Below are 22,784 nucleotides of genomic sequence, written 5' to 3'. Positions count from 1 at the left end.
CGCACGCCCCGGGGGCGGTCTCCGAACAGCTTGCAATCGTGACGCGAACAGGCGCCACCTCCCTGATCGGCAGGGAGGTGGCGTTTTGCGTTTATCCTTTAAAATCAATGAATTTACCCCGGATTTCACCCCCAAATTGGGGTGTCGGGCGAGTCGGCGTCGTGGCTGAATAGGGGCAGGTTCCGGGAGGAGTGCCGGGCCAGATGAGCCCCGCAGGGACGCCGGCTTGGGCGGCCTGATGCGGATTTTCAAGGCAAACTATTTTTGAGGATCAAGACAATGGCTGTGACGAAAACTTGGGAAGAGGCGTGGGCTCTTGCGGGGCCCGGTACGTGGCTCGGCGGTACGCCGAACACCGATGATGGCGACTTCAAGGACATCCCCGGCGTGAACCGTGGCCGCGGCCTCGATGGCGATGACCATATCGCCGGCAACGAGAACACCAATGCCATTCTCGGCGATGAAGGCGACGACTTCATTCGTGGCGATGGCGGCGAGGACTATCTCTTCGGTGGCGATGGCAACGACATCCTGCTCGGCGACGAGCTGGGTGCGCCGGGCTATGCCGACGAACTGAGCGGCGGCGATGGCAACGACGTGCTGGCGGGCGGCGGCGGCGATGACCGGATGGACGGTGATTGCGGCAATGACCTGCTCATCGGCGGGACTGGCGATGACGTCGCGGACGGCGGCGAAGATGCCGACGGCGTCCTCGGCGGTTCCGGCAACGACAAGCTCTATGGCAACGACGGCGACGACTGTATGGCAGGCCAGGCCGGCGACGACTGGATGTCGGGCGGCAAGGGCTGTGACTTCATGACCGGCGGCGAGGGCGACGATACGCTCTATGGCTACTCGGGCAATGACGTGATGGCGGGCAACGCCGGGAACGACTACATGAACGGTGGCTCGGGCAATGACCTCATGAGCGGCGGCAGCGGTGCCGACACCATGCGTGGCTACCACGGTAACGACGCCATGTATGGCGGAACCGGTGACGACGTTCTGCTTGGCCAGCGTGGCGAGGACTACATCTCGGGTGGTGACGGCGACGACAACATCCAGGGCGGCGCCGATGACGACGTGATCGCCGGCGGTGAAGGCGACGACATCATCGAAGGCAACGACAACGCCGACTGCATCCTTGGCGAAGGCGGCAACGACACGATCTACGGTGACAACGCCGATGGTCAGCCCGCACAGGGCGAAGCCAGCGATGCGATCTCCGGCGGTGATGGCGATGACTGCATCTTTGCCGGTGAAGACGACGACGTCGCGGTCGGTGATGCCGGGAACGACTTCATTGCGGGTCAGTCCGGTAACGACACCCTGGCGGGTGGCAGCGGAGCCGACACCGTTTCCGGTGGTACCGGCGAAGACCACATCCAAGGCGGTGGTGGCAAGGACCTGCTCTGCGGCGATGAAGGCAACGACATCATGGCGGGTGGCGCGGGTCGCGACACGCTGAAAGGCGGCGAAGGCGATGACTGCCTTGATGGCGGTGGCGCTAGTGACAAGCTCTACGGCGACGAGGGTTGCGATACGCTCGACGGCGGTCGCGGCAACGACAAGCTGGACGGTGGCGATGGCAATGACTTCCTCTATGGCAACCTCGGCAACGACACGCTCTGCGGTGACACCGGCCAGACCGGCGGCGGCGACGACACCCTTCTGGGCGGTGCCGGCAACGATGTCCTCTACGGCGGCAAGGACAGCGACGTCCTGATCGCGGATGCGGGCAACGACACGCTGACCGGCGGCGCGGACGGGGACGACTTCGTCTTCGGCCATGGCATCGGCTGCGACGACGACTGTGTCATCGACACCGTAATCGGCGATAACGTCATCACCGACTTCGACGGCGACCAGCAGGACCGCGTGGTCTTCGGCACCGCCTTCGAAGGGACCCTGTCCGCCTCCATCTCGGGCGATGACGTGCTCATCAGCTCGAGCCTCGGTGGCTCGGTCCTGGTTGTCGGCCTGGTGAACGAGCTTGAAGGCATCGACCCGACGGACCCGTACTTCGACGAGTCCAAGCTGATCGACTTCCTGCTCGAAACCGGGATCGACGGCGACGGCAAGGGCATCATCACCTTCGAGGATGTCTGTGTCGAGCTTCCGGACTGCGCGCCGGATCGGGCAAGTGTGGAATGCTCCGGCCCGGAGCTGGTGAACTTCCTTTGCCTCCACACCCTGTCCACCGACCCGGTCGGCAATACCACCATCAACACCACGGAACTGGAGATTGCCGACCAGTTCGTCGAGCAGGACGCAAACGTCTCGATCTCGAACGGTACCCTGATCATCGACCTTCTGGCCGAAAGCTGATCCGGATGCCTCGGTGTCGGGCGAGGTCCTGACCCGGCGAACAGGAAGGGGCGCACCACCCACCGGTGCGCCCCTTCTCCTTGTCTGCGCCCGGGGCGACATTCGAACCGGGCGCACGCCGTTGGCGCGAAGCGCGCACGCCAAGCGGGACCGCGCAAGGGCGCGGCCTCAGGACAGGATTTAAGGGCAGGATTTATCAGGGAAGGGGGGTAGGCTCCGCGCGCAGGCGACGGAGCCTTTTTTAGGTCAGGGGTTGGGACTTGGAGCTGGCGATCCGCTGCCCGACAGGCAGGATCGACCGGTAGTAGAGCGAGATCAACTCGCTTTGCCGATGCGCGCCGGTCTTGTCGAAGATCGTCTTCAGGTAGCTGCGCACCGTCGATATCGACAGGCCGGTGGCCTCGCTCGTCTCGGCCGGGGTCTTGCCGCTCAGCAGTTCATGGGCCACGGCCGATTCCGAACGGGTCAGGCCGAAGGCGCGGAAGAAGTGTTCGCGCAGCGCATAGTAGTCGGTGTGCGGGCTTTCAAAGAGGATGATCGCCCGCGGGGCATTTTCCTGGCCGAAGGGCGCGACTGCGGCAAGGCTCAACTCGCCCTCGTCGGTCGTGACGGACACGATCGCGCCGCGCCGCTCGGAACAGGCCGTTGCAATGGCCTGCGCCAGTGCCGCGCGTTCGCAATCGTTGCGCAGGCTCAGGCGTTCGTTGTGCACCAGCCAGCGACGGCCCCTTTCGGTGCTGCGGCCAGACCGGCCGTCGAGGTGGATCTCGCCCGCCGGGCCGACCACGAAGAATTCGATCGACAGCATTTTCAGCGTCGCCTCGACCAGTTCATCGGACCAGACGGGGCGGGAATAGACATGCCGGCCAAGGGCCTGGGTCACATGGGCCATGCCGACCCGCAGCAGCGCCCGTTGGCTGGACGAACGGTTGCCGGGACCGGCCCGGAAGGCCATCACGGGAAACAGCCCGGCGATCTGCCGCCCGAGCCAGATGTGACAGGAGCCCGCGCGCAGGATCACGCATTGCCCGGCGTCCCGGGCCGCGTCCACCGTGGCATCGCGGGTGTCGCGCTGCGCTTTCCGGAACAGGCTGGGATCGGGCTCCGTGATCGCGGCGAAGGTCGCAAGCCGGGTGGAGGCGGTCCGCAGAAGCTGCAGCTTGTCGTCAGCTGAACAGGCGGTCCAGGTTTCCGTGAACTTGCGCGTGGTCCCGTCGAAATATCCCATGAGCACGGCATCGAGGCCGGCGCTGCTCTGAAAGACGCGAAGGAAATCGTTCTCAAATTGAGCGCGGTGGTCGGTAATGCTGGAATGCTGCATGGCACCCTCTTTAGTCCCTCTGACCCCTCGCGGCGCCCCAGCGGGGGCTGGGGGCCTGATGGGCGTTAACGCGTTAAAGGCGAACCCGGTTTGGGCGATACACCGACAGGTGGAAATCTGCGGTGCGCTTTTTGGGGTCATGTGTAAGTCTTTCTAAATAATCATAAAATTAGTTAATATAGAATCACAGTAGACCCCGGGCGGGTGGGGGTCATTGACGGGTCTCAACATGGTCAGGGGCGCGCAAATCGACGCTGATGCGCGTCCGGCCGGGGGGCTGAGGGGGCATTTCGGGCGTTTTCGCCATGCTGCGCTGCAGCTTCGGATGGCTTTGGGCGGGGTGGGGGTGTGTCCCTGAAATGTGCCATTGATTGGAATATTTTCCCGTCGCCCTGATTTCCGGAGGTGCTGCCGCAGGGCACTGCACAGGGCGGGTGGCACCGGGGGGGGTGGTCACGCAGACCGCCGATCGGGCGCTACTTCCCCCCTGTCGCGCATCAGAAGGCCCCGCCCCCCAACCCGGCGCTTCCGAAGAGCGCAGGGCAGGGGACGGGGCTTGGGGCAGCCTTCAGGACAGGGCCGATTGGCCCGGCCTGCGATGTCAGGAGGTCTCAGACCGGCGCAGAAAGTCGCAGCGCGCCGGCCAGTGTCCGGGGGGCTTCCGCCCTTGCATCGCCGAGGATCATCGCGGCTGGTTGCAGGGCAGAGCAGCCAGCGGCGTCCGTCGGGCACCAGTGGCTGGCATCGGTGAGCCCGGCAAGGGCCGCAATCCGCCCTGCGCCGAGCGGCGGGAGGAAGTTCACGGCATCGACCGCAAGACGCCCGGCGTCGGTCTCGATCCGGCCCCTCTGCGCATCGATTGCCGTGACGCGTCCGCCCGTGCCGGGGACGAGCCATGCCGTGGCAAGCGCTCGGGGGCGGGCCGCTTCGAACCGTGGCGCCAGCGCCGTGGCAGCCCCTCCGTCGAGGACCGTGAACCGGGCGGCGGGGCGATGGCGGGCCAGCCATTGCGCGAGGTCGAGCGCCCGGGTCAGGGCGGCCTCGGGGTGGGCGAGCCCCTTCTCCGGCAGGCGCAGGGCGACATGGGGTGCATCTGGCAGGGCCTCCAGGGTCGCGGCAAGGCGGCGGGCCTCGCGGGGGCTGCCCCAGGCGGCGGGCCAGCGATGGCGCGCCGCGGCGTCGAGCCCGGCCATCGCCTCGGGCAGGGGGGCGGTGCCCGGTGCCAGCAGGATCCGGTCGAAGGCAAGGGCGCGCCCGCTGAAGAGCGCGGCGCTCTGCCCGCGCCAGTCGATGCCGGTGACCTCGTCCAGGACGATCTCGACCCCAGCGGCCTGAAGCGTCGCAAGCGATGGCCCGGCCGTGGGCTGGCCGAAGACCGGCGCGGCGGCCCGGGCAAGGCGCGTGGGATCGCGCTCCACCAGCACGACAGAGGTGGCGGGGTCGCGCAGCGCCAGCCTCAGGGCATGGCTCGCCCCGGCGGGGCCACCCCCGACGACAAGGGCGCGCGTGCCGCGCGGGCGGGCGGTGAGGCCGAGGGCGGCGGCCCCGGCGGCCCCGGCAGCAAGGCCGAGGAGGTGGCGGCGGGTCAGGCGGTGCATGGCTCTCTCCTTCTCAGATCGTCTTCTCGGGCTCAGAACTTCTTCTCGAGCAATTCGGCCTCGGGGTGGATCGGGCGGTAGATCTCCACCCGGTCTCCCTCCTTGACCGGCTTGTCGAGCTTGGCGACCGACCCGAAGATGCCGACTTTCATCGTCTCCAGGTCGATCTCGGGGAATTGCTCCAGCAGGCCGGAGCGTTCGATGACCTCGCGCACCGTCGCGCCCTCGGGCATCTCGAAGCGGCGCCAGATCTGGGCGGTGGGCTTGGCATAGGCACAGCCGACATTCATGAGGTCTCTCCTTCTTCCGGGACCGGGGGCAGGGCGCCCACGGCGGTGAAGATGCGTGCGGCGGGCAGGGCGCTGCCGGGGGCCGTGGCACTGCTGCCCCGGCGTTCCATCGCGGCCTTCAGCGCCAGCAGCCCGCCCAGTACGAGGAACCCGCCCGGCGGCAGGATCAGCAGGAGGAACCCGCCGTAGCCGGGCAGCACCGTCACTTCCATCCAGCCGAAGGCCGGGCCCAGCAGGACCGAAGCCCCCGCGAAAAGCGTGCCGGAGCCCGCGATTTCGCGCAGGGCCCCCAGGACGACCAGCGCCAACGTAAAGCCCGCGCCCATCATCAGCCCGTCCCAGGCGGCCTTCACCGGCTGGCTGCGCGAGGCAAAGGCCTCGGCCCGGCCGAGGATGGCGCAGTTGGTGACGATCAGCGGGATGAAAAGGCCGAGTTGGCGGTGCAGCTCATGCGCCCAGGCGTTGAGGGCCTGGTCCACCGCCGTCACGATGGCCGCAATCAGCAGGACGAAGACGGGGATGCGGATCTCGGGCAGGATCGCCCGGCGCAGCAGCGACACCGCGAGCTCCGAGGCCACCAGAACCGCCGTCGTCGCCAGCCCCATGCCGAGCCCGTTGGTCGCCGTCCCCGTCACCGCCAGCAACGGGCAGAGCGCCAGAAGCTGGCCGAAGACGATGTTGTTGTCCCAGAGCCCGTCGCGGGCGATCTTGCGAAAGTCTGCCATGTCAGCTGGCCTCTCCTGCGGGCGCCAGCAGCGCGGCGCGGTTGCGGTCGAAAAGCGCCAGCCCGCGGTGCACGGTGCCCACCACCGCGCGCGGGGTGATCGAAGCGCCTGAGAACTGGTCGAAGACCCCGCCGTCGCGCTTGATCTTCCACTGCGCCGGGTCGGGATCGCTCAGCGAGCGGCCGGTGAAGGCCTGCACCCAGCCGGACTTGGCCGCCTCGATCTTGTCCCCCAGCCCGGGCGTCTCCGCGTGCGACAGGACGCGCACACCCGTGAGCGTGCCATCGGGCGTGACCCCGATCAGCACCCGGATCGCGCCGCCATAGCCATAGCCCGTCAACTCGAAGGCGCAGCCGGTGACCTCTGCGCCCTGCGTGGCGCGATAGACGGTCACGGTGCCTTCGGCGTTATCCTCCAGCGCCAGCGTGCTGGCGGCGGGATCGTTGTCGTGCGGCGTGGTCATGACCTGCGCCAGCGAGGCGCGCAGGTCCTCGGCCGCGCGGGCGGCGATCGGGGCGCGGGTGGCCGTATCCGTCAGCGCCAGTGTGCTGGCGGTGCCAAGGGCGAAGAGCCCGAGCAGTAGGCCCGCGCCGAGCGGACCGGAGAGGACCCCGCCCTTGCCTGCGCCGGGGGCGATCGTTTCGGCGGGGGTGTGGCTGCAATGGGTCATGCCTTGTCTCCCAGCGGCAGGGGCTTGCCCGCCCGGGTGCGCCCGAAGATGCGCGGACGGATGTAGCTGTCGATCAGCGGCGTGCAGGCGTTCATCAGCAGCACCGCAAAGGCGACGCCCTCGGGGAAGGCACCCCAGTGGCGGATGACGAAGATCAGCGCCCCGACGCCCACCCCGTAGAGTGCCTTGCCCGCCCCGGTCACCGGCGAGGTGACGTAATCCGTGGCGATGAAGAAGGCGCAGAGCATCAGCCCGCCCGAGGTGATCTGCAGCAGCGGCGGCGTGAACTGCGCCGGGTCCAGCAGGTAGCCCGCGGCGGAGAGCAGGTAGACGGTGCCGAGCACGGCCAGCGGGATCACCAGCGTGATGATCCGCAGCGCCACGAGTGCAATGCCGCCGCCAAGCAGCAGGACGGCCGAGGTCTCGCCCAGGCTGCCGGGCACGCGGCCGGTGGCGTGATCGCGGAGCGGCGCGAGGCTGCCCAGAAGCTCCGCCATGGGGGTCCCTGCGTCGAGCCCGCTTTGCAACTGGCCCAGGGTCGAGGCGCTGCTGATGGCGTCGAAGGCGGTGCCGCCGCCGAAGGTGATCGAGAGCGCGGTGGCCACATCCGGCAGTCCGGTGCCGGGGGCGACCCATGTGGTCATCTGCACCGGCAGGGCGATCAGCAGCATGGCGCGCGCCACCATCGCCGGGTTGAAGAGGTTCTGCCCCAGCCCGCCGAAGGCATGCTTGGCGATCAGGATCGCGATGCCCGCGCCGGTCACGCCCACCCACCACGGGGCCCAGGGCGGCAGGGTCATCGCCACCAGCCAGCCGGTCAGCAGGGCCGACCCGTCGCCGAGGTGCCGCAGCACGGGCCGCCGGCCCAGGGAGAGGGCGGCGGCCTCGAAGGCCAGCGCCGCCGCGAGGGTCACGGCGAAGAGGAAGACGGCAGGCCAGCCGAATTGGGACAGGCCATAGGCCGTGGCCGGGGCCAGGCAGACCATCACCGCCACCATCGTGCGTGGCACATTGAAGAGCGAATGGGTGTGCGGTCCGGCGATGATACGGGGCAGGCTCATTTCACGACCTCCTGCGAGGCGGCGGCCTCTGCGGCAGCCTCTGCGGCGTCGCGCGCCTTCTTGGCGGCCATCTCGGCCTTGCGTTTCTCCATCGCGGCGCGTTTCGCCGCGGCAATCGCTTCCTCGCGGGCGGTTCGGGCCTCGGCCAGGCGCTTGGTCTCTTCCTGCTGGTGCTTGCGGCTCTGCTTCTCGGCCAGGGCGCCCTTGGCGTAGTTGAACCCTTGGACCAGCGGGATCGACGAGGGGCAGATGAAGGAGCAGGAGCCGCAGGACACGCAGTCCAGCAACCCGGTCTCTGCCGCACCATCGAGGTCCCCGGACTGGATGCGGGCCATCATCTCGAAGGGCATCAGCCCGCAGGGGCAGGCCTGCACGCAGGAGCCGCAGCGGATGCAGGGGTGCGGTTCGGCGGCGCGGGTTTCGGCGCGGGTCAGGGCCAGCATACCGTTGGTGCCCTTCACGATCGGCACCCGCAGCGACTGGATCGGCTGGCCCATCATCGGCCCGCCGAGGAGCAGCCGGTCCGGCTCTCCCACCAGCCCGCCGCAGTGGGCCAGCAGGTCTGCCACCGGCGTGCCGATCAGGACCTGCAGGTTCGCGGGCCGGGCCACGCCCTTGCCCGAGACGGTGACGACCCGCGACAGCAGCGGCTCGCCATAGCGCACGGCAAGGTGGACCGCCTGCGCGGTGGCGGCATTGTGCACCACGATGCCCAGTTCGGCGGTCAGGGCCCGGGCCGGGGTTTCCTGCCCGGTGACCGTCTGGACAAGGTGCTTCTCCGATCCCATCGGATATTGCGTCGGCACCACCTTCACCTCGAGCTTGAGGCCCATGGGCAGGTTGTGCCGTTGCAGCGCCGCGACGGCCTCGGGCTTGTTCGACTCGATCGCCACGATGACCCGCCCGACACCGAGGGCGCGGGCCATGATCGCGGCGCCATCGGCCACTTCCTCGGCCCGCTCGCGGATCAGCCGATCATCGCAGGTCAGGTAGGGTTCGCATTCGGCCGCGTTGAGGATCAGCGTGTGCAGATCGTATTTCTCGCGCAGGTTCAGCTTCACCGCCGCCGGGAAGGTCGCCCCGCCCATGCCGACGATCCCGGCCTCGGCCACCCGCGCGGCCAATGCCTCGGGCGAGGCATCCTCGGGACGAAGGCGCGGCAGGCGCGGGCCCCATGCGTCGCGCCCGTCGGGCCGGATCGTGATCGTGGGCACCGGCAGGCCGGAGGGATGCGGCGCGGTGAAATGGCCCACGGCCAGCACTTCGCCCGAGGTCGGCGCGTGGATATTGGCCGAGATCGGCCCGCGGGCCCGCCCGATGAGCTGACCTTTCAGCACCCGGTCGCCGCGGGCCACCAGCGGCTCTGCCTCGGCGCCGATATGCTGTTGCAGCGGCACTCGCAGCAGCGCCGGCATCGGCAGCGGTTCGATGGCACTGTTGGCAGATAGGAACTTGCGCCCCTCCGGGTGGACGCCGCCGCGGATGCCGAACAGCTGTGCCGGTTTGCGCAGGGCGATCAGGGACAGAAGGCTCATGCCGCGTCCCCCTGTGCCACCGGGGCCGCGGGCTTGTCCCAGTACCAGCTGCGCAGGGTGCGTGGCTTCGACCGCAGCAGGATCGCCTCGGTCGGGCAGGCCTCGACGCATTCATTGCAGCCGATGCAGGCGTCGGGGATGACGGTGTGGATCTGCTTGGCCGCGCCGAGGATCGCATCCGTCGGGCACCGCTTGAAGCACTTGGTGCAGCCGGTGCAATGGTCCTCGAAGATGAAGGCCACCAGCGGGGCGGCGTCGGCCATGCCGCCGGGGGCAGGGGGCGGGGCGCCGGTGATCTCGGCCAGTTGCAGGGCCACATCGCGCCCGCCGGGCGGGCAGAGCGTGACCGGGGCACTGCCCTCGGCGATGGCCTCGGCCGCGCCGCTGCAGCCGGCAAAGCCGCACTGGCCGCAGTTGGTGCCCGGCAGCAGGGCGGTGATCTCGTCCACGATGGGCGGGCTTTCGACGTGGAAGCGCCGGGCGGCGAAGCCGAGGGCGAGGCCCAGCCCGACACCGAGGGCAGACATGGAAGCGGCGGCAGCGATCATCTCGTTCACTCTCCGGTTCAGTTCGGCACGAGGCCGGCGAAGCCCATGAAGGCCATCGACAGCAGCCCGGCGGCGATGAAGGCAATGGGAACGCCCGCGAAGGGCGCAGGCACGGACAGCTGCGCCAGCCGCTCGCGCATGCCGGCAAAGATCACCAGCACCAGCGTGAAGCCCGCGGCGGAGCCGAAGCCGTAGAGCAGGCTCTGCCCGAAGCCGAAGCCTTCCTGGATATTCAGCAGCGCCACACCGAGGACGGCGCAGTTGGTGGTGATCAGCGGCAGGTAAATCCCGAGCGCCCGGTAGAGCCCCGGCGCCACCTTGCGCATCACCACCTCGGTGAACTGCACGATGGCGGCGATGACGAGGATGAAGGCGAGGATGCGCAGGTAGCCAAGGCCGAGCGGTTGCAGGATGCCCACCTCCACCACCCATGCGGCGGCAGAGGCCAGCGTCAGCACGAAGGTCGTGGCCAGCCCCATGCCGATGGCGGCATCGGTCTTGCGCGAGACCCCCATGAAGGGACAGAGGCCGAGAAACTTCACCAGCACCACGTTGTTCACCAGCGCGGTGCCCAGAAGGATGATGAATACCTCGTTCATAGGCGGCTCCCCATTTGGTCGGGCGGCGGGGCCGGGATCGGTCCCTGCCGGGGACCAGCAAGCACCGTGCCAAGCCCTGCGCGGTCGTGGATTGCCCCGGCCACGGTGCGCTCTGGCCGCATGTCGAGGGGGCGGGCGACGGGGGAGGCACAGGGCCGGCGATAGGAGGGGGCCGGGCCAGTGTCGGGTTCACGACAAAAATGTCGGACAGCGGGGCCGGGGCGCGGGACAGGCCTCTGCTACAAGGGCCTGCGGGCTTGGCACGCTGCTTGCTGATCTCCCCACGAAGGGCCCCCTGCGGCCCGCGCCCAGATCAGAACCAGACAGTTCAGAACCAGACAGACCAGAGCCAGAAAAAGGACGCCGGCCATGCCCAAGGGAAGCCTGACCTTCACCGATGTGGACCTCACCGTGACGGTGCCCGCGGGCACGCGGATCATCGAGATCTCCGAGAAGATGGGGGCCGGCATCGTCTTTGGCTGCCGCGAGGGCGACTGCGGCACCTGCATCACCCATGTCGAGGAGGGGGGCGAGCACCTCTCCGTGCCTTCAGCGCTGGAGCTGCGGGTGCTGAAGGAGAACCTCGCCGGCCACGCCGACCGCCTCGCCTGCCAGTGTCAGGTTCTGGGCGGCGCGGTGAAGGTGCGCCCGGGCTGAGCCGCGCGCGCGACCCCGTTTCACGATCACGACCGAAAGCAACCCCAGAGAAAGGATCACACTCCATGGCCATGTTCATCAACGCCGACCTCTGCACCTCCTGCGGCGACTGCGAGCCGGTCTGCCCCACCGGCGCGATCATCCCGAAGAAGGGCGTCTTCTTCATCAAGCCGGAGATCTGCACCGAGTGCGAGCCGGACCACGACATGCCCCAGTGCCTGTCGGTCTGCATGGAAGTCGACTGCATCGTGCCGGCACCATGAGCGGCGGTCCTCTCCCCCAGCGGGCCCTGCGTCAGAACCTGACCGTCTCTGCCGTGCGCGACGGCAAGGCCGTGGTCGAGGCCGACCGCGCCTCGGGCTGCGGCAGCTGCGTCGTCAGCTCCGGCTGCGCGGCCAAGGCGCTGATCGAGATCGGCATGGCCCGCAAGGCCGCGCGCATGGCGCAGGAGCCGGTGGCGCTCGAGCCGGTGGCGGACATCGCGCCCGGTGACCGGGTCGAGGTGGCGATGCCCTCGCGGGTCTTCCTTGCCGCCGCGGCCCTGGCGTTTCTCGCGCCTGCACTGGCGCTGGTGCTGACCGTGGCGCTTGCCGCGCGGGCCGGGCTGTCGGACGCGGCCACCGCGCTCCTCTGCCTGCCGGTGCTGGCGCTGGCCCTCGGGCCGCTGGCCGTGGCGGAACGGCGTGGCCGCTACCTGGCCGCGCTGCGGATCGAGCGGGTCCTGCCAGCCGGACCGGCCGAATGACCCGGGCGCCGCGCCTTCTGATGGCGGGGATCGCGGTGCTGGCGCTTGCGCTGCCCGCGGGCCTGCTGCGGGCGCGGCCCGAGGCGGAACTGCACCAGACGGCCTATGTCTTCGGCACGCTGGTGGAGATCGTGATCCGGGATACCGATCCGGCCGAGGCCCGTGCCGCCGCCGCGGACCTTGGCGCCCTTTTTCAGGAGCTGCACAACGAATGGCACGCCTGGCGGCCCGGCGCGGTGACCACGCTCAACGAGGCCATCGCGCGGGGTGAGGCGGCAGATGTGCTGCCCCGGGTCGCGGACCTCGTCACCCGGGCGCAGGCCCTGTCCGCCGCCAGCGGCGGGCGGTTCGAGCCGGGGATCGGGCGTCTGATCGGGCTCTGGGGCTTCCATCAGGACACCCCGCCCGAGGGTGCGCCGCCTGCACCCGCAGAGGTCGCCCGCCTGCGTGACGCGCATCCCTCGATCGCCGACCTGCGGGTGGAGGGCACGCGGATCACCTCGACCAACGCCATGGTCTCGCTGGATTTCGGCGGCTTTGCCAAGGGCGCGGCACTGGCGCTGGCCCGCGATCACCTCGCTGCGCGGGGCATCCGGGACGCGGTGCTGAACGCGGGCGGCGACGTGACCGTCATGGGCCGTCACGGGGCGCGGCCCTGGCGGGTGGCGATCCGCGATCCCTTCGTCTGGGGCGCGATCGCCTCGGTCGAGCTGGCACCGGGGGAAAGCCTCTACACCTCCGGCAATTACGAACGTTTCTTCGAGAGCGGCGGCATCCGCTTCGCCCATATCCTCGATCCCGCGACCGGGGCCCCGGTGCAGGAGATCGTCTCGGTCTCCGTGCTCGACAGCGACCCGGCCCGCGCCGATGCGGCGGCCACTGCCCTTGCCGTGGCCGGCCGCGCCGACTGGCCCGCGGTCGCCTCTGCCATGGGGGTCAGCGCCGTGCTGATGATCGCGCAGGACGGCGCGATGATGGCCAGCCCCGCCATGGCCGCGCGCCTCGCCCCGGTGGGCGCGGCCTTTCCGACACCGCTGCGCGTCGTGGCCCTGCCGGGCCTCGGCTGACCGCCTGTTTTCCCGCCCGGGGCCGTGCCCCGGGTTCAGCCACAAGGAGATGACGATGAAGACCGGATTGAAACTGCCCGACGTGACCTTCCACACCCGCGTGCGCGACGAAACGGTCGGCGGGCCCAACCCCTTCCGCTGGCAGGACATGACCACCGCCGATTACTTCGGCGGCAAGCGGGTCATCCTCTTTGCGCTGCCCGGGGCCTTCACGCCGACCTGTTCGACCTACCAGTTGCCCGGGTTCGAGGGCGGCTTTGACGCCTTCCGCGCCGCCGGGATCGACGAGATCTACTGCCTGTCGGTCAATGACAGCTTCACCATGAACAAATGGGCCGAGGCGCAGGGCATCGAGAAGGTGAAGGTCATCCCCGACGGGTCGGCAGAGTTCACCCGTCGCATGGGCATGCTGGTGGCCAAGGACAACCTCGGCTTCGGGCCGCGCAGCTGGCGCTATGCCGCCGTGGTGAATGACGGGGTGATCGAAGCCTGGTTCGAAGAGCCCGGCCTGATGGACAACTGCCCGGAGGATCCCTACGGCGTCTCCAGCCCCGAAACCCTGCTGGGCTATCTGCAGGGGCAGGCCGTCGCGGCGCAGTAAGCGCGGCGCAGGCCGATACCACACAGTCCTATACGACACAGGCCCCGCCAATTGGCGGGGCCTGATCTGTTTCGGGCGGGCAGGGGTGTCAGGCGGTCTCGGCCATCCGGGCCGGGGTCCAGGGCACCTGCCGGGCGGCCCGCATCTGCGTCTGCCGGATCTTGCCCGGTGCAAAGAACATCGTGCGCGAGGCGCCGTGGCTTTCCGAGATGTCGCGCGCGACCTTGCCCCGTAGCAGGGCGAAACGGGTCTCGGCCCCCTCCCGGAAGCGCCGGGCAAAGTCGGGGAAGAGCATCGCGATCTCGGAGCGCAGCGAGGGCGCAAGGTTTTGCGCGGTGTAGGGCCCGATGTACATGCTTTCCGCCGGCAGGTTCTCGGCCCAGATGACCTCATGCGCGGGCAGGAGGATGTGGAAATAGGTCAGGTCCTCGGGCTGGCGCACCACGCTGATCCCGCTGAGCTTGGTCAGATGCTTGGCCGCGATCAGCCCCGCCTCGCAATCGGCGACCTCCTCGATCGCCTTGCCGTTCACGTAGATCCGATGCTGCGGCGAGACCTCCACGTCGCGGGCCGGGAACCCCTTGCCAAGCGCGTTGCGCTTGATGCGGATCGGCCAGAGGTTCGGCAGCAGGTCGAGGCGCGTCGCGTCGAGATGGCTGGAGCCGACCCAGAGGATGGGGGCCAGCCCGCCCTCCAGCGTGCGCAGCAACATCCCCTCGCGCAGGTCCTCGACGGCGACATAGCCCTCGGCGGTCAGGATGCGGGTGCCCGCGCGGAAGCAGACGATGGCGCCGGGATAGACGAAGGTATCGCCCGAGAGATAGGCCGAGGGATCGGCCTGATAGATCAGGTAATCCGCCGCCGACATCTCGACATTCATGACCACGGTCTGTTCGAAGAGGCCCGAGGAGGTCAGCGTCAGGATGCCGGTGCCGTTGTCGTAGCTGCCACTGTCCCAGTTCTGCCCGCCAAGGTCGAGCGTGTCGCCCGCCTGCATCCCCGTCACATCGAAGCTGATCGAGCCGAGGATCGAGACCGCGGGCGGATCGTAGACGAAGGTGCCCACGTCCGTGCCGGAAAAATCGACCGTGTAGCTGTTGAGCAGGTTTGTGACATCGCTCAGCAGGTCGAGGGCCGAACCGTCGAGGGTGATCATCCCGTCATCGACGATGTTGAAGGTCATGGAGTTCAGGGCCGCGATGTTCAGCAGCCCCTGATCAATGGTCAGGCTGCCGCCGTTCTGCGCCTGGAACGTGGGGTTCGACAGGGCTTCGACCCCGGCGATGCTGTCGATGGAGACCGCCACGCCATCGACGATCAGCGTATGGGAGCCGAGCGCGGTGACGTTGAGCGTATCGCCGTCGTCCGCATTGTCCTGATCGATCGTCGTTGTCCCGGACCCGCCGAGGTTGAGATTGATAAGTGCCATGCAGCCTCCTGCCTGTACGGCCGGACCCGGAGGCGCCGGCCGAAAGGAAATTGGATGCAAGTACCCAGAGGCCGGATGCGCGCGGGCACACGGACCTGGGAGGGCTGGAGAAGATCCACCGCTCGGCGTCAGAAACGCGGAATAAGGGCGTCAGGGACGCGGACAGCGCCGGTGCGAATGCACCCGCCTGCGATGTGGTCTGCTTAGGGGAGAAGTCCTTCTGCGATCATACTCGTAACCATCCCGCAACATGCGGGTACCTGCCAAAAAACACGCGGGCACATTGGACTTGTTTTAACATATGAGTGCCCATCTTCAGGATGCCGCAGTCGGTCGAAAATGCAACCTTTAATAGAGGGGCGCCTGTTGCACCTTATTGAGTGTTGCGGGTTTGCGTGAATCCATTGCCGCAGCGCAGAAGCGCTGTCATGGGCGGGCAGGGGGCGGCGGCCCTGCCGGGGCCGTCGCCCTGTCACACGCGGCGACAGGGCAACAGGGCGCGCAGGGGCAGGCCGTCAGGCCAGTTCCGCCGCGTGGGCCGTAACGTAGCGGGCAAAACTGTCGAGGATCGCCTGCCATCCGGCGCGCTGCATCTCGACCGGGTTCTGGCTTTCGGGCGCGAAGACGGTGGTGACCCGCGTCCCGTCGCCCTCGGGCGCGAAGGTGGTTTCCACGCCGCGCCCGTCCTCCAGCCGCATCGACACTTTCGTCGGCGGCTCCACCGTCTCGTAGGTCGCCGCAAGGTCGAAGCCGAAGCTGCCGTCCCGGGCCTCCATCCGCGCGACATAGGCACCGCCCGGGCGCAGGTCGGCGGAGGCCGAGGGGCAGTGCCAGTCGTCTGAGGCGAAATTCCAGCCGGTGATATGGGCGGGATCGGTATAGGCACGCCACGCGGCGGCGGGCGGGGCGTCGATCAGGGCGTCGATGGTCAGTGTCTCGGGGCTCATGGGCATCTCCTCCTCGATGGTCCGAGGCTGCGCCCGGGACGCGGCCTTGTAAATCCCCGGAAATCCCCCCGACGGAATCCCGCCGGTTGTCGGCTTTGTCGCAAAGGGCGCGAAACCCGACAATTTGTCGTGGCTCGGGCGGGGGGGCTCTAACCCGTTGCCCCTGATGGGAAATTATCGCCGTTCCGCGGACCGGGCCGCTTGGCACGCTCCCTGCTTCTCTCTCATCGAGCGCGGTCGCGCACCGTCTCACCACCCGTGTGAAACATTTGAACCGAGAGACACCGGAAGGAACTGACATGAGCGAACTTCGTCAAATCGCCTTTTACGGCAAGGGGGGTATCGGCAAGTCGACCACCTCGCAGAACACCCTCGCCGCCCTCGTCGAGATGGGCCAGAAAATCCTGATCGTGGGCTGTGACCCCAAGGCGGATTCCACCCGCCTGATCCTGAACTCCAAGGCGCAGGACACCGTTCTGCACCTCGCCGCCGAGATGGGCTCCGTCGAGGACCTCGAACTCGAGGACGTGCTGAAGGTCGGCTACAAGGACATCAAGTGCGTTGAATCCGGCGGCCCCGAGCCGGGCGTCGGCTGCGCCGGCCGCGGCGTGATCACCGCGATCAACTTCCTCGAAGAGAACGGCGCCTACGAGAACGTCGATTACGTTTCCTACGACGTGCTGGGCGACGTGGTCTGCGGTGGCTTCGCCATGCCGATCCGCGAGAACAAGGCGCAGGAAATCTACATCGTCATGTCGGGCGAGATGATGGCGCTCTATGCCGCCAACAACATCGCCAAGGGCATCCTGAAGTACGCCAACTCCGGCGGCGTGCGCCTCGGCGGGCTGATCTGCAACGAGCGCCAGACCGACAAGGAACTGGAACTGGCCGAGGCCATGGCGGCCAAGCTGGGCTCCAAGCTGATCCACTTCGTGCCGCGCGACAATATCGTGCAGCACGCGGAACTGCGCCGCCAGACGGTGCTGCAGTATGCACCGGACTCCCAGCAGGCGGACGAGTACCGCCAGCTGGCGCAGAAGATCCACGCCAACTCGGGCAAGGGCGTCATTCCGACCCCCGTCACCATGGACGAGCTCGAAGAGATGCTGATGGAATTCGGCATCATGCAGTCCGAGGACGAGCGTCTCGCCGCCATCGCCGCCAGCGACGCGCAGGCCGGCTGACCCCACGCCGGGGCCGGCCGCTGCGCCGGCCCCTCTCTCTCCAACCCCGTGAACGAGAAGGAGCCAAAAGGATGGCCAAGGATCACGTAAACGGACCGGAAGACTACGAGGCCCTCATCGAGGAAGTGCTCGAGGCTTATCCGGACAAGGCGAAGAAGCGCCGCGCCAAGCACCTCACGGTTTCGAAGGCGACCGACGAGGCCCCCGATGCCACCACCGGCATCGCGTCGAAGTGCGACACCCAGAAATCCAACATCAAGTCGATCCCCGGCGTGATGACCGTCCGCGGCTGCGCCTATGCAGGCTCCAAGGGCGTGGTCTGGGGCCCGGTGAAGGACATGGTCCACATCTCGCACGGGCCCGTCGGCTGCGGTCAGTACAGCTGGTCCCAGCGGCGCAACTACTACATCGGCAAGACCGGCGTCGACAGCTTCGTGACCATGCAGTTCACGACCGATTTCCAGGAGAAGGACATCGTCTTCGGCGGTGACAAGAAGCTGGAAAAGACCATCGACGAGATCAACGAGCTCTTCCCGCTGGCCAATGGCACCACGATCCAGTCGGAATGCCCGATCGGCCTGATCGGCGACGACATCGAGGCCGTGGCGCGCAAGAAGAAGAAGGAAACCGGCAAGACCGTGGTTCCCGTCCGCTGCGAAGGCTTCCGTGGCGTGTCCCAGTCGCTGGGCCACCACATCGCCAACGACGCGGTGCGTGACTGGGTCTTCGAGGCCGAGGAAAGCGAGGCCGTGAAGGCCTATGAGCCCGGCCCCTACGACGTGAACGTCATCGGGGATTACAACATCGGCGGCGACGCATGGGCCTCGCGCATCCTGCTCGAAGAAATGGGCCTGAACGTGGTCGGCAACTGGTCCGGCGACGCGACCCTGGCCGAGATCGAGCGCGCCCCCAAGGCCAAGCTGAACCTGATCCACTGCTACCGGTCGATGAACTACATCTGCCGCTACATGGAAGAGAAGCACGGCATCGGCTGGATGGAGTACAACTTCTTCGGTCCGACCCAGATCGCCGCCTCGCTCCGCGCCATCGCGAAGAACTTCGACGAGACGATCCAGGAAAACGCCGAGAAGGTCATCGCCAAGTACCAGCCGCTGGTGGACGAGGTCATCGCCAAGTTCCGTCCGCGTCTCGAAGGCAAGTCGGTCATGCTCTACGTCGGCGGCCTGCGTCCGCGCCACGTCGTCACCGCCTATGACGACCTCGGCATGGTCATCGCCGGCACGGGCTACGAGTTCGCCCACAACGACGACTACAAACGCACCGGCCACTACGTGAAGGAAGGCACGCTGATCTACGACGATGTCACCGGCTACGAGCTGGAGAAATTCATCGAGAAGATCCGCCCCGACCTCGTCGGCTCCGGCATCAAGGAAAAGTACCCGGTCCAGAAGATGGGCATCCCGTTCCGTCAGATGCACAGCTGGGACTACTCCGGTCCCTACCACGGCTACGACGGCTTCGCGATCTTCGCCCGCGACATGGACCTCGCGATCAACAACCCGGTCTGGGGCATGTACGACGCGCCCTGGGACACCCCGGCGATCGCGGCTGAATGACCTGACGCGGCGCGGGGACCCCGGCCCCCGCGCATCTTCCCCCCCACGTTTCCTCAACCCGGCGCGTCTCGGAATGCGGACGGCCAAAGAGAAGGATCAGACCCATGCCTCAATCGGCGGACAAGGTGCTCGACCACGCACCGCTCTTCCAGCAGCCCGAGTACAAGGAGATGCTGGAAAACAAGAAGGTCAAATTCGAATGCGGCCATCCCGACGAGATGGTCAAGGAAATCGGCGACTGGACCAAGTCGTGGGAGTACCGCGAGAAGAACCTCGCCCGCGAGGCGCTGACGGTGAACCCCGCCAAGGCCTGCCAGCCGCTCGGCGCGGTCTTCGCCTCCGCAGGCTACGAGAAGACCATGAGCTTCGTGCACGGCTCGCAGGGCTGCGTGGCCTACTACCGCTCGCACCTGAGCCGCCACTTCAAGGAACCGGCCTCGGCGGTGTCCTCCTCGATGACCGAGGATGCGGCCGTCTTCGGCGGGCTCAACAACATGGTCGACGGTCTCGCCAATACCAAGGCGCTCTACGATCCCAAGATGATCGCCGTCTCCACCACCTGCATGGCCGAGGTGATCGGGGATGACCTGAACTCCTTCATCCTGCAAGCCAAGGAGAAGGGCTCGGTCGAGGCGGACTTCAATGTGCCCTACGCCCATACGCCCGCCTTCGTCGGCTCCCACGTCGACGGCTACGACAACATGCAGAAGGGCATCCTCCAGAACTTCTGGGAGAAGGCCGAGCGCACCCCGAACGAGAGCATCAACATCATCCCCGGCTTCGACGGGTTCGCCGTGGCGAACAACCGCGAGATCAAGCGGATGCTGGACGAGATGGGGGTGGAGTACACCTTCCTCTCCGATGTCTCGGACGTCTACGACACCCCGTCGGACGGTGAGTTCCGCATGTATGACGGCGGCACCACGCTGGAGGCGGCCGCCGCGGCCCTGAACGCCAAGGCCACCGTGTCGATGCAGGAATACTGCTCGCCCAAGACGCTGGAATACGCCGCCTCGAAAGGGCAGGAGGTCGCCGCGCTGCATTACCCGATGGGGGTGCAGGCCACCGACGAATTCCTGATGAAGATCTCGGAACTGACCGGCAAGGCGATCCCCGAGACCCTGAAGAAGGAACGCGGCCGCCTCGTCGACGCGCTCGCCGACAGCCAGGCGCACCTGCATGGCAAGACCTACGCGATCTACGGCGATCCCGATTTCGTCTATGCCATGGCCCGCTTCGTCATGGAGATGGGCGGCGAGCCGGTGCATTGCCTGGCTACCAACGGCTCCAAGAAATGGGCCGCGAAGATGGAAGAGCTTCTCGCGACCTCGCCCTTCGGCAAGCAGGGCAAGGTCTGGGCCGGCAAGGACCTCTGGCACATGCGTTCGCTCATGGCGACCGAGCCGGTGGACATGCTGATCGGCAATTCCTACGGCAAGTACCTTGAGCGCGACACCGGCACGCCGCTGATCCGGCTGATGTTCCCGATCTTCGACCGGCACCATCACCACCGGTTCCCGACCTGGGGCTACCAGGGCGCGCTGACCACGCTGGTCAAGATCCTCGACACGGTCTTCGACAAGCTCGACCAGGATACGATCATCCCGGGCGAAACGGACTACAGCTTCGACCTGACCCGCTGAGCGCGCAGGGTCGCACGCTGGCCGGCATCCCCGCGGGGGTGCCGGTTTTCCTTTGGCTTCAGCGCCGGCGGGCGGGTTGCGGCGTGGCCCCGGTCAGCCGCCGCGCGTTGGAACGGGTGGTCCGTTCGATCGGCTTCATCCCCGCGATGGCCGCCGCCGCCACGCCCCGGTTGGCCGCAAGGGCCCGGGCCGACATCTCGGCCGACCGGGCGAAGGTGGCGGGTTTTTCCAGCACCATGCGCGTGGCTTCCTCGGCCTCCATTTGGCCGAGCGCGATCTGCATCAGGCGCATGTGGATCACCGTCCCGGCGTCGCAGGCCACGCGGACAGAACTGAGCGTGAGGGTCTGCCAGTCCTGCACGGCCTGCATCATCTGTAGAACCAAGGGCTTCGTCCTTTCTGTCATGACGGGGGATCAAGCCGCACAGGCTTTGTCTGTTCCCCGACAATTTGCGCTTTCGTCGGTGTTGAACAGGGCAGGGGGCAAAGTTCACCGCTTCTCAACCGCTTGGCACGGCGGGTGTGGCGCAATTCCTGCAGGTTCCAGGCTTGGCACGCTCCTTGCTGTTCCACAAACGAGCAACAGGGAGCGCCCGATGTCCGACGCATTGAAAAGCAAGATCGCCGATGTCTTCGACGAGCCGGGCTGCGATCACAACGTCAACAAGGAGGAGCGGCAGCGCAAGAAGGGCTGTGCCAAGCCGCTGACGCCCGGCGCCGCCGCCGGGGGCTGTGCCTTCGACGGGGCCAAGATCGCTCTGCAACCCATCGTCGATGTCGCGCACCTCGTCCATGCGCCGCTGGCCTGCGAGGGCAACGGCTGGGACAACCGCGGCGCGGCCTCTTCGGGCTCGGAACGCTACCGCACCGGCTTCACCACCGATCTGACCGAGCTGGACATCGTCATGGGCCATGGCGAGCGCAAGCTCTACCGCGCCCTGCGCGAGGTGATCGAGGCCGAGCAGCCGCCCGCGGTCTTCGTCTATGCCACCTGCGTGCCTGCCCTGATCGGCGACGACATCCACGCGGTCTGCAAGGCGGCGACCCAGACCTTCGGCACGCCCTGCATCCCGGTGAACGCCCCCGGCTTCGTGGGCTCCAAGAACCTCGGCAACAAGCTGGCGGGGGAGGCGATGCTGGACCACGTGATCGGCACGGTCGAACCTGCCGAGACCACGCCCTACGACATCAACATCGTGGGGGATTACAACCTCTCGGGCGAGTTGTGGCAGGTGAAGCCGCTGCTCGACCGGCTGGGCATCCGCATCCTCGGATCGCTGGCGGCCGATGCGCGCTACAAGCAGGTCGCCATGATGCACCGCGCCAAGGTGACGATGATGGTCTGCTCCAAGGCGCTGATCAACGTCGCCCGCAAGCTGGAGGAGCGTTATGGCATTCCCTACTTCGAGGGCTCCTTCTACGGCATCTCCGACACCTCCGAGGCGCTGCGGACCATGTGTCGGATGCTGGTCGAGCGCGGCGCCGATGCCGCGCTGCTGGACCGCTGCGAGGCGCTGATCGCCGAGGAAGAGGCCGCCATCTGGGCGCAGCTGGAACCCTTCCGCCCCCGCGTCGCCGGGCGGCGCGTGCTGCTCTACACCGGCGGGCACAAGAGCTGGTCCGTCGTCGCTGCCCTTCAGGAACTGGGTATGGAGGTCATCGGCACCTCGGTCCGCAAGGCCACCGAGGAGGACAAGGGCCGCGTGGTCGAGATCATGGGCGACGACAAGCACATGTTCGACAACATGGCCCCCAAGGACATGTACCGCCTGCTGAAGGAGGCCGGGGCCGATCTGCTCATGTCCGGCGGGCGCAGCCAGTTCGTGGCGCTCAAGGCAAAGATGCCCTGGGTCGACGTGAACCAGGAAAAGCACGAGCCCTACGCAGGCTACATGGGCATGGTCGACCTGCTGCGCGCCATCGACCGGGCGGTGAACAACCCGATGTGGGAGGAACTGCGCAGCCCCGCCCCTTGGGACACGCCGCTGGAGCAGGGCGCGATCCTGCCCGCGCACCGCGGGGCCTGCCCGGTCACCGGTGTGCCTGCGGCCGCCACGGCCCGTCCCGTCACATACGCCCCCGGCGAAGCCGCGGGGGACCTTCCGCCCCATGCCGCGACTGTCATGCCGAATGGGGCCGCCTCCCTGGCAGAGGCGCCGCCATCGTCCGTTACCCCGTCCTTTCCCACGTCACCGACCCTGTCACCCGCGGCGCTCTCCGCGCTGCCATCGTCCACCACTGATTTCGAGGATTGCTGAG

22 protein-coding genes are annotated in these 22,784 nt (G+C 67.6%); 10 read left to right on the top strand and 12 right to left on the bottom strand.

The annotated features are described in order from the left end of the window. Positions 1-279: 279 nt before the first annotated feature. Positions 280-2,328, top strand: coding sequence for a calcium-binding protein (locus tag LCM32_RS07565; protein WP_224820439.1), 2,049 nt, complete (start codon positions 280-282; stop codon positions 2,326-2,328). A gap of 241 nt (positions 2,329-2,569) precedes the next feature. Here LCM32_RS07565 and LCM32_RS07560 read toward each other — a convergent pair whose 3' ends face one another. The 9 genes from LCM32_RS07560 to rsxA all read right to left on the bottom strand — a co-directional run bounded on the left by LCM32_RS07560 (position 2,570) and on the right by rsxA (position 10,675). Then, positions 2,570-3,649, bottom strand: a complete 1,080-nt coding sequence (locus LCM32_RS07560; RefSeq protein WP_224820438.1) for a helix-turn-helix transcriptional regulator — start codon at positions 3,647-3,649, stop codon at positions 2,570-2,572. Between the two features lie 611 nt (positions 3,650-4,260). Further along, positions 4,261-5,247, bottom strand: coding sequence for an FAD-dependent oxidoreductase (locus tag LCM32_RS07555; protein ID WP_224820437.1), 987 nt, complete (start codon positions 5,245-5,247; stop codon positions 4,261-4,263). A 32-nt stretch (positions 5,248-5,279) separates the two neighbouring features. Then, the gene (locus LCM32_RS07550; protein ID WP_224820436.1) at positions 5,280-5,537 is read right to left on the bottom strand and encodes an RnfH family protein; all 258 of its coding nucleotides are present in this window, start codon (positions 5,535-5,537) and stop codon (positions 5,280-5,282) included. Further along, a complete protein-coding gene (locus tag LCM32_RS07545) occupies positions 5,534-6,262 on the bottom strand; it encodes an electron transport complex subunit E (RefSeq protein ID WP_224820435.1) in 729 nt (242 codons plus the stop codon). Before LCM32_RS07545 ends, LCM32_RS07550 begins: the two co-directional genes overlap by 4 nt. Before the next feature lies 1 nt (position 6,263). Next, on the bottom strand, positions 6,264-6,932 hold the full coding sequence (locus LCM32_RS07540; protein WP_224820434.1) for an RnfABCDGE type electron transport complex subunit G: 669 nt from the start codon (positions 6,930-6,932) through the stop codon (positions 6,264-6,266). After that, entirely contained in the window at positions 6,929-7,993 is a 1,065-nt protein-coding gene (locus LCM32_RS07535; RefSeq protein ID WP_224820433.1) for an RnfABCDGE type electron transport complex subunit D, read from the bottom strand. Before LCM32_RS07535 ends, LCM32_RS07540 begins: the two co-directional genes overlap by 4 nt. Further along, complete coding sequence (gene rsxC / locus LCM32_RS07530; protein WP_224820432.1) at positions 7,990-9,528, bottom strand: electron transport complex subunit RsxC; 1,539 nt, start codon at positions 9,526-9,528, stop codon at positions 7,990-7,992. The genes LCM32_RS07535 and rsxC overlap by 4 nt, the downstream gene beginning before the upstream one ends. Continuing rightward, on the bottom strand, positions 9,525-10,076 hold the full coding sequence (locus LCM32_RS07525) for an RnfABCDGE type electron transport complex subunit B (RefSeq protein ID WP_224820479.1): 552 nt from the start codon (positions 10,074-10,076) through the stop codon (positions 9,525-9,527). Before LCM32_RS07525 ends, rsxC begins: the two co-directional genes overlap by 4 nt. Before the next feature lie 17 nt (positions 10,077-10,093). Then, a complete protein-coding gene (rsxA, locus tag LCM32_RS07520) occupies positions 10,094-10,675 on the bottom strand; it encodes an electron transport complex subunit RsxA (protein WP_224820431.1) in 582 nt (193 codons plus the stop codon). 369 nt (positions 10,676-11,044) lie between these two features. Between rsxA and LCM32_RS07515 the strand changes: the two genes are divergently transcribed. The 5 genes from LCM32_RS07515 (at position 11,045) to LCM32_RS07495 (ending at position 13,745) form a co-directional block, all read left to right on the top strand. Next, positions 11,045-11,332, top strand: a complete 288-nt coding sequence (locus LCM32_RS07515) for a 2Fe-2S iron-sulfur cluster-binding protein (protein WP_224820430.1) — start codon at positions 11,045-11,047, stop codon at positions 11,330-11,332. A gap of 65 nt (positions 11,333-11,397) precedes the next feature. Beyond that, positions 11,398-11,595, top strand: a complete 198-nt coding sequence (locus tag LCM32_RS07510) for a 4Fe-4S binding protein (protein ID WP_224820429.1) — start codon at positions 11,398-11,400, stop codon at positions 11,593-11,595. Next, on the top strand, positions 11,592-12,077 hold the full coding sequence (locus LCM32_RS07505) for a SoxR reducing system RseC family protein (RefSeq protein ID WP_224820428.1): 486 nt from the start codon (positions 11,592-11,594) through the stop codon (positions 12,075-12,077). Before LCM32_RS07510 ends, LCM32_RS07505 begins: the two co-directional genes overlap by 4 nt. Further along, positions 12,074-13,144, top strand: coding sequence for an FAD:protein FMN transferase (locus LCM32_RS07500; RefSeq protein WP_224820427.1), 1,071 nt, complete (start codon positions 12,074-12,076; stop codon positions 13,142-13,144). Before LCM32_RS07505 ends, LCM32_RS07500 begins: the two co-directional genes overlap by 4 nt. Before the next feature lie 55 nt (positions 13,145-13,199). Next, on the top strand, positions 13,200-13,745 hold the full coding sequence (locus LCM32_RS07495) for a peroxiredoxin (RefSeq protein WP_224820426.1): 546 nt from the start codon (positions 13,200-13,202) through the stop codon (positions 13,743-13,745). A gap of 88 nt (positions 13,746-13,833) precedes the next feature. Here the strand turns inward: LCM32_RS07495 and LCM32_RS07490 are convergent, their stop codons facing one another. Beyond that, positions 13,834-15,174 (bottom strand): Hint domain-containing protein, encoded by a 1,341-nt coding sequence (locus LCM32_RS07490; RefSeq protein WP_224820425.1) that lies wholly within the window; start codon positions 15,172-15,174, stop codon positions 13,834-13,836. Positions 15,175-15,689: 515 nt separating this feature from the next. Then, a complete protein-coding gene (locus LCM32_RS07485) occupies positions 15,690-16,121 on the bottom strand; it encodes an SRPBCC family protein (RefSeq protein ID WP_224820424.1) in 432 nt (143 codons plus the stop codon). A 299-nt stretch (positions 16,122-16,420) separates the two neighbouring features. Here LCM32_RS07485 and nifH point away from each other — a divergent pair, with 299 nt between their 5' ends. From nifH to nifK, 3 genes are all read left to right on the top strand, one after another. After that, positions 16,421-17,305 (top strand): nitrogenase iron protein, encoded by an 885-nt coding sequence (gene nifH / locus LCM32_RS07480; protein ID WP_224820423.1) that lies wholly within the window; start codon positions 16,421-16,423, stop codon positions 17,303-17,305. A gap of 71 nt (positions 17,306-17,376) precedes the next feature. Beyond that, positions 17,377-18,882, top strand: a complete 1,506-nt coding sequence (gene nifD, locus LCM32_RS07475; RefSeq protein WP_224820422.1) for a nitrogenase molybdenum-iron protein alpha chain — start codon at positions 17,377-17,379, stop codon at positions 18,880-18,882. Between the two features lie 104 nt (positions 18,883-18,986). Next, complete coding sequence (nifK, locus tag LCM32_RS07470; protein ID WP_224820421.1) at positions 18,987-20,525, top strand: nitrogenase molybdenum-iron protein subunit beta; 1,539 nt, start codon at positions 18,987-18,989, stop codon at positions 20,523-20,525. Between the two features lie 58 nt (positions 20,526-20,583). Here nifK and LCM32_RS07465 read toward each other — a convergent pair whose 3' ends face one another. Further along, the gene (locus tag LCM32_RS07465) at positions 20,584-20,910 is read right to left on the bottom strand and encodes a hypothetical protein (RefSeq protein WP_224820420.1); all 327 of its coding nucleotides are present in this window, start codon (positions 20,908-20,910) and stop codon (positions 20,584-20,586) included. A 211-nt stretch (positions 20,911-21,121) separates the two neighbouring features. On the opposite strand from LCM32_RS07465, the gene nifE reads away from it, so the two are divergent. Then, positions 21,122-22,783, top strand: coding sequence for a nitrogenase iron-molybdenum cofactor biosynthesis protein NifE (nifE, locus tag LCM32_RS07460; protein WP_224820419.1), 1,662 nt, complete (start codon positions 21,122-21,124; stop codon positions 22,781-22,783). Position 22,784 lies beyond the last annotated feature (1 nt).

The sequence above is a fragment of the Pseudooceanicola nanhaiensis genome, from assembly GCF_020171315.1.
GTDB classification, from domain to species: domain Bacteria; phylum Pseudomonadota; class Alphaproteobacteria; order Rhodobacterales; family Rhodobacteraceae; genus Pseudooceanicola; species Pseudooceanicola nanhaiensis_A.
Note: the sequence above shows the minus strand (reverse complement) of the source record. Positions and strands in the feature narration are given on the sequence as shown.

Excerpts from the sequence above, each read along its gene's own strand:
- LCM32_RS07565 (WP_224820439.1), top strand. The coding sequence starts at position 280 with ATGGCTGTGACGAAAACTTGGGAAGAGGCGTGGGCTCTTGCGGGGCCC.
- rsxC (WP_224820432.1), bottom strand. The coding sequence starts at position 9,528 with ATGAGCCTTCTGTCCCTGATCGCCCTGCGCAAACCGGCACAGCTGTTC.
- LCM32_RS07485 (WP_224820424.1), bottom strand. The coding sequence starts at position 16,121 with ATGAGCCCCGAGACACTGACCATCGACGCCCTGATCGACGCCCCGCCC.
- LCM32_RS07535 (WP_224820433.1), bottom strand. The coding sequence starts at position 7,993 with ATGAGCCTGCCCCGTATCATCGCCGGACCGCACACCCATTCGCTCTTC.
- LCM32_RS07505 (WP_224820428.1), top strand. The coding sequence starts at position 11,592 with ATGAGCGGCGGTCCTCTCCCCCAGCGGGCCCTGCGTCAGAACCTGACC.
- nifE (WP_224820419.1), top strand. The coding sequence starts at position 21,122 with ATGTCCGACGCATTGAAAAGCAAGATCGCCGATGTCTTCGACGAGCCG.
- LCM32_RS07555 (WP_224820437.1), bottom strand. The coding sequence starts at position 5,247 with ATGCACCGCCTGACCCGCCGCCACCTCCTCGGCCTTGCTGCCGGGGCC.
- LCM32_RS07560 (WP_224820438.1), bottom strand. The coding sequence starts at position 3,649 with ATGCAGCATTCCAGCATTACCGACCACCGCGCTCAATTTGAGAACGAT.
- LCM32_RS07500 (WP_224820427.1), top strand. The coding sequence starts at position 12,074 with ATGACCCGGGCGCCGCGCCTTCTGATGGCGGGGATCGCGGTGCTGGCG.
- LCM32_RS07545 (WP_224820435.1), bottom strand. The coding sequence starts at position 6,262 with ATGGCAGACTTTCGCAAGATCGCCCGCGACGGGCTCTGGGACAACAAC.
- LCM32_RS07490 (WP_224820425.1), bottom strand. The coding sequence starts at position 15,174 with ATGGCACTTATCAATCTCAACCTCGGCGGGTCCGGGACAACGACGATC.
- rsxA (WP_224820431.1), bottom strand. The coding sequence starts at position 10,675 with ATGAACGAGGTATTCATCATCCTTCTGGGCACCGCGCTGGTGAACAAC.
- LCM32_RS07495 (WP_224820426.1), top strand. The coding sequence starts at position 13,200 with ATGAAGACCGGATTGAAACTGCCCGACGTGACCTTCCACACCCGCGTG.
- nifD (WP_224820422.1), top strand. The coding sequence starts at position 17,377 with ATGGCCAAGGATCACGTAAACGGACCGGAAGACTACGAGGCCCTCATC.
- LCM32_RS07510 (WP_224820429.1), top strand. The coding sequence starts at position 11,398 with ATGGCCATGTTCATCAACGCCGACCTCTGCACCTCCTGCGGCGACTGC.
- LCM32_RS07515 (WP_224820430.1), top strand. The coding sequence starts at position 11,045 with ATGCCCAAGGGAAGCCTGACCTTCACCGATGTGGACCTCACCGTGACG.
- LCM32_RS07540 (WP_224820434.1), bottom strand. The coding sequence starts at position 6,932 with ATGACCCATTGCAGCCACACCCCCGCCGAAACGATCGCCCCCGGCGCA.
- nifH (WP_224820423.1), top strand. The coding sequence starts at position 16,421 with ATGAGCGAACTTCGTCAAATCGCCTTTTACGGCAAGGGGGGTATCGGC.
- nifK (WP_224820421.1), top strand. The coding sequence starts at position 18,987 with ATGCCTCAATCGGCGGACAAGGTGCTCGACCACGCACCGCTCTTCCAG.
- LCM32_RS07550 (WP_224820436.1), bottom strand. The coding sequence starts at position 5,537 with ATGAATGTCGGCTGTGCCTATGCCAAGCCCACCGCCCAGATCTGGCGC.
- LCM32_RS07525 (WP_224820479.1), bottom strand. The coding sequence starts at position 10,076 with ATGATCGCTGCCGCCGCTTCCATGTCTGCCCTCGGTGTCGGGCTGGGC.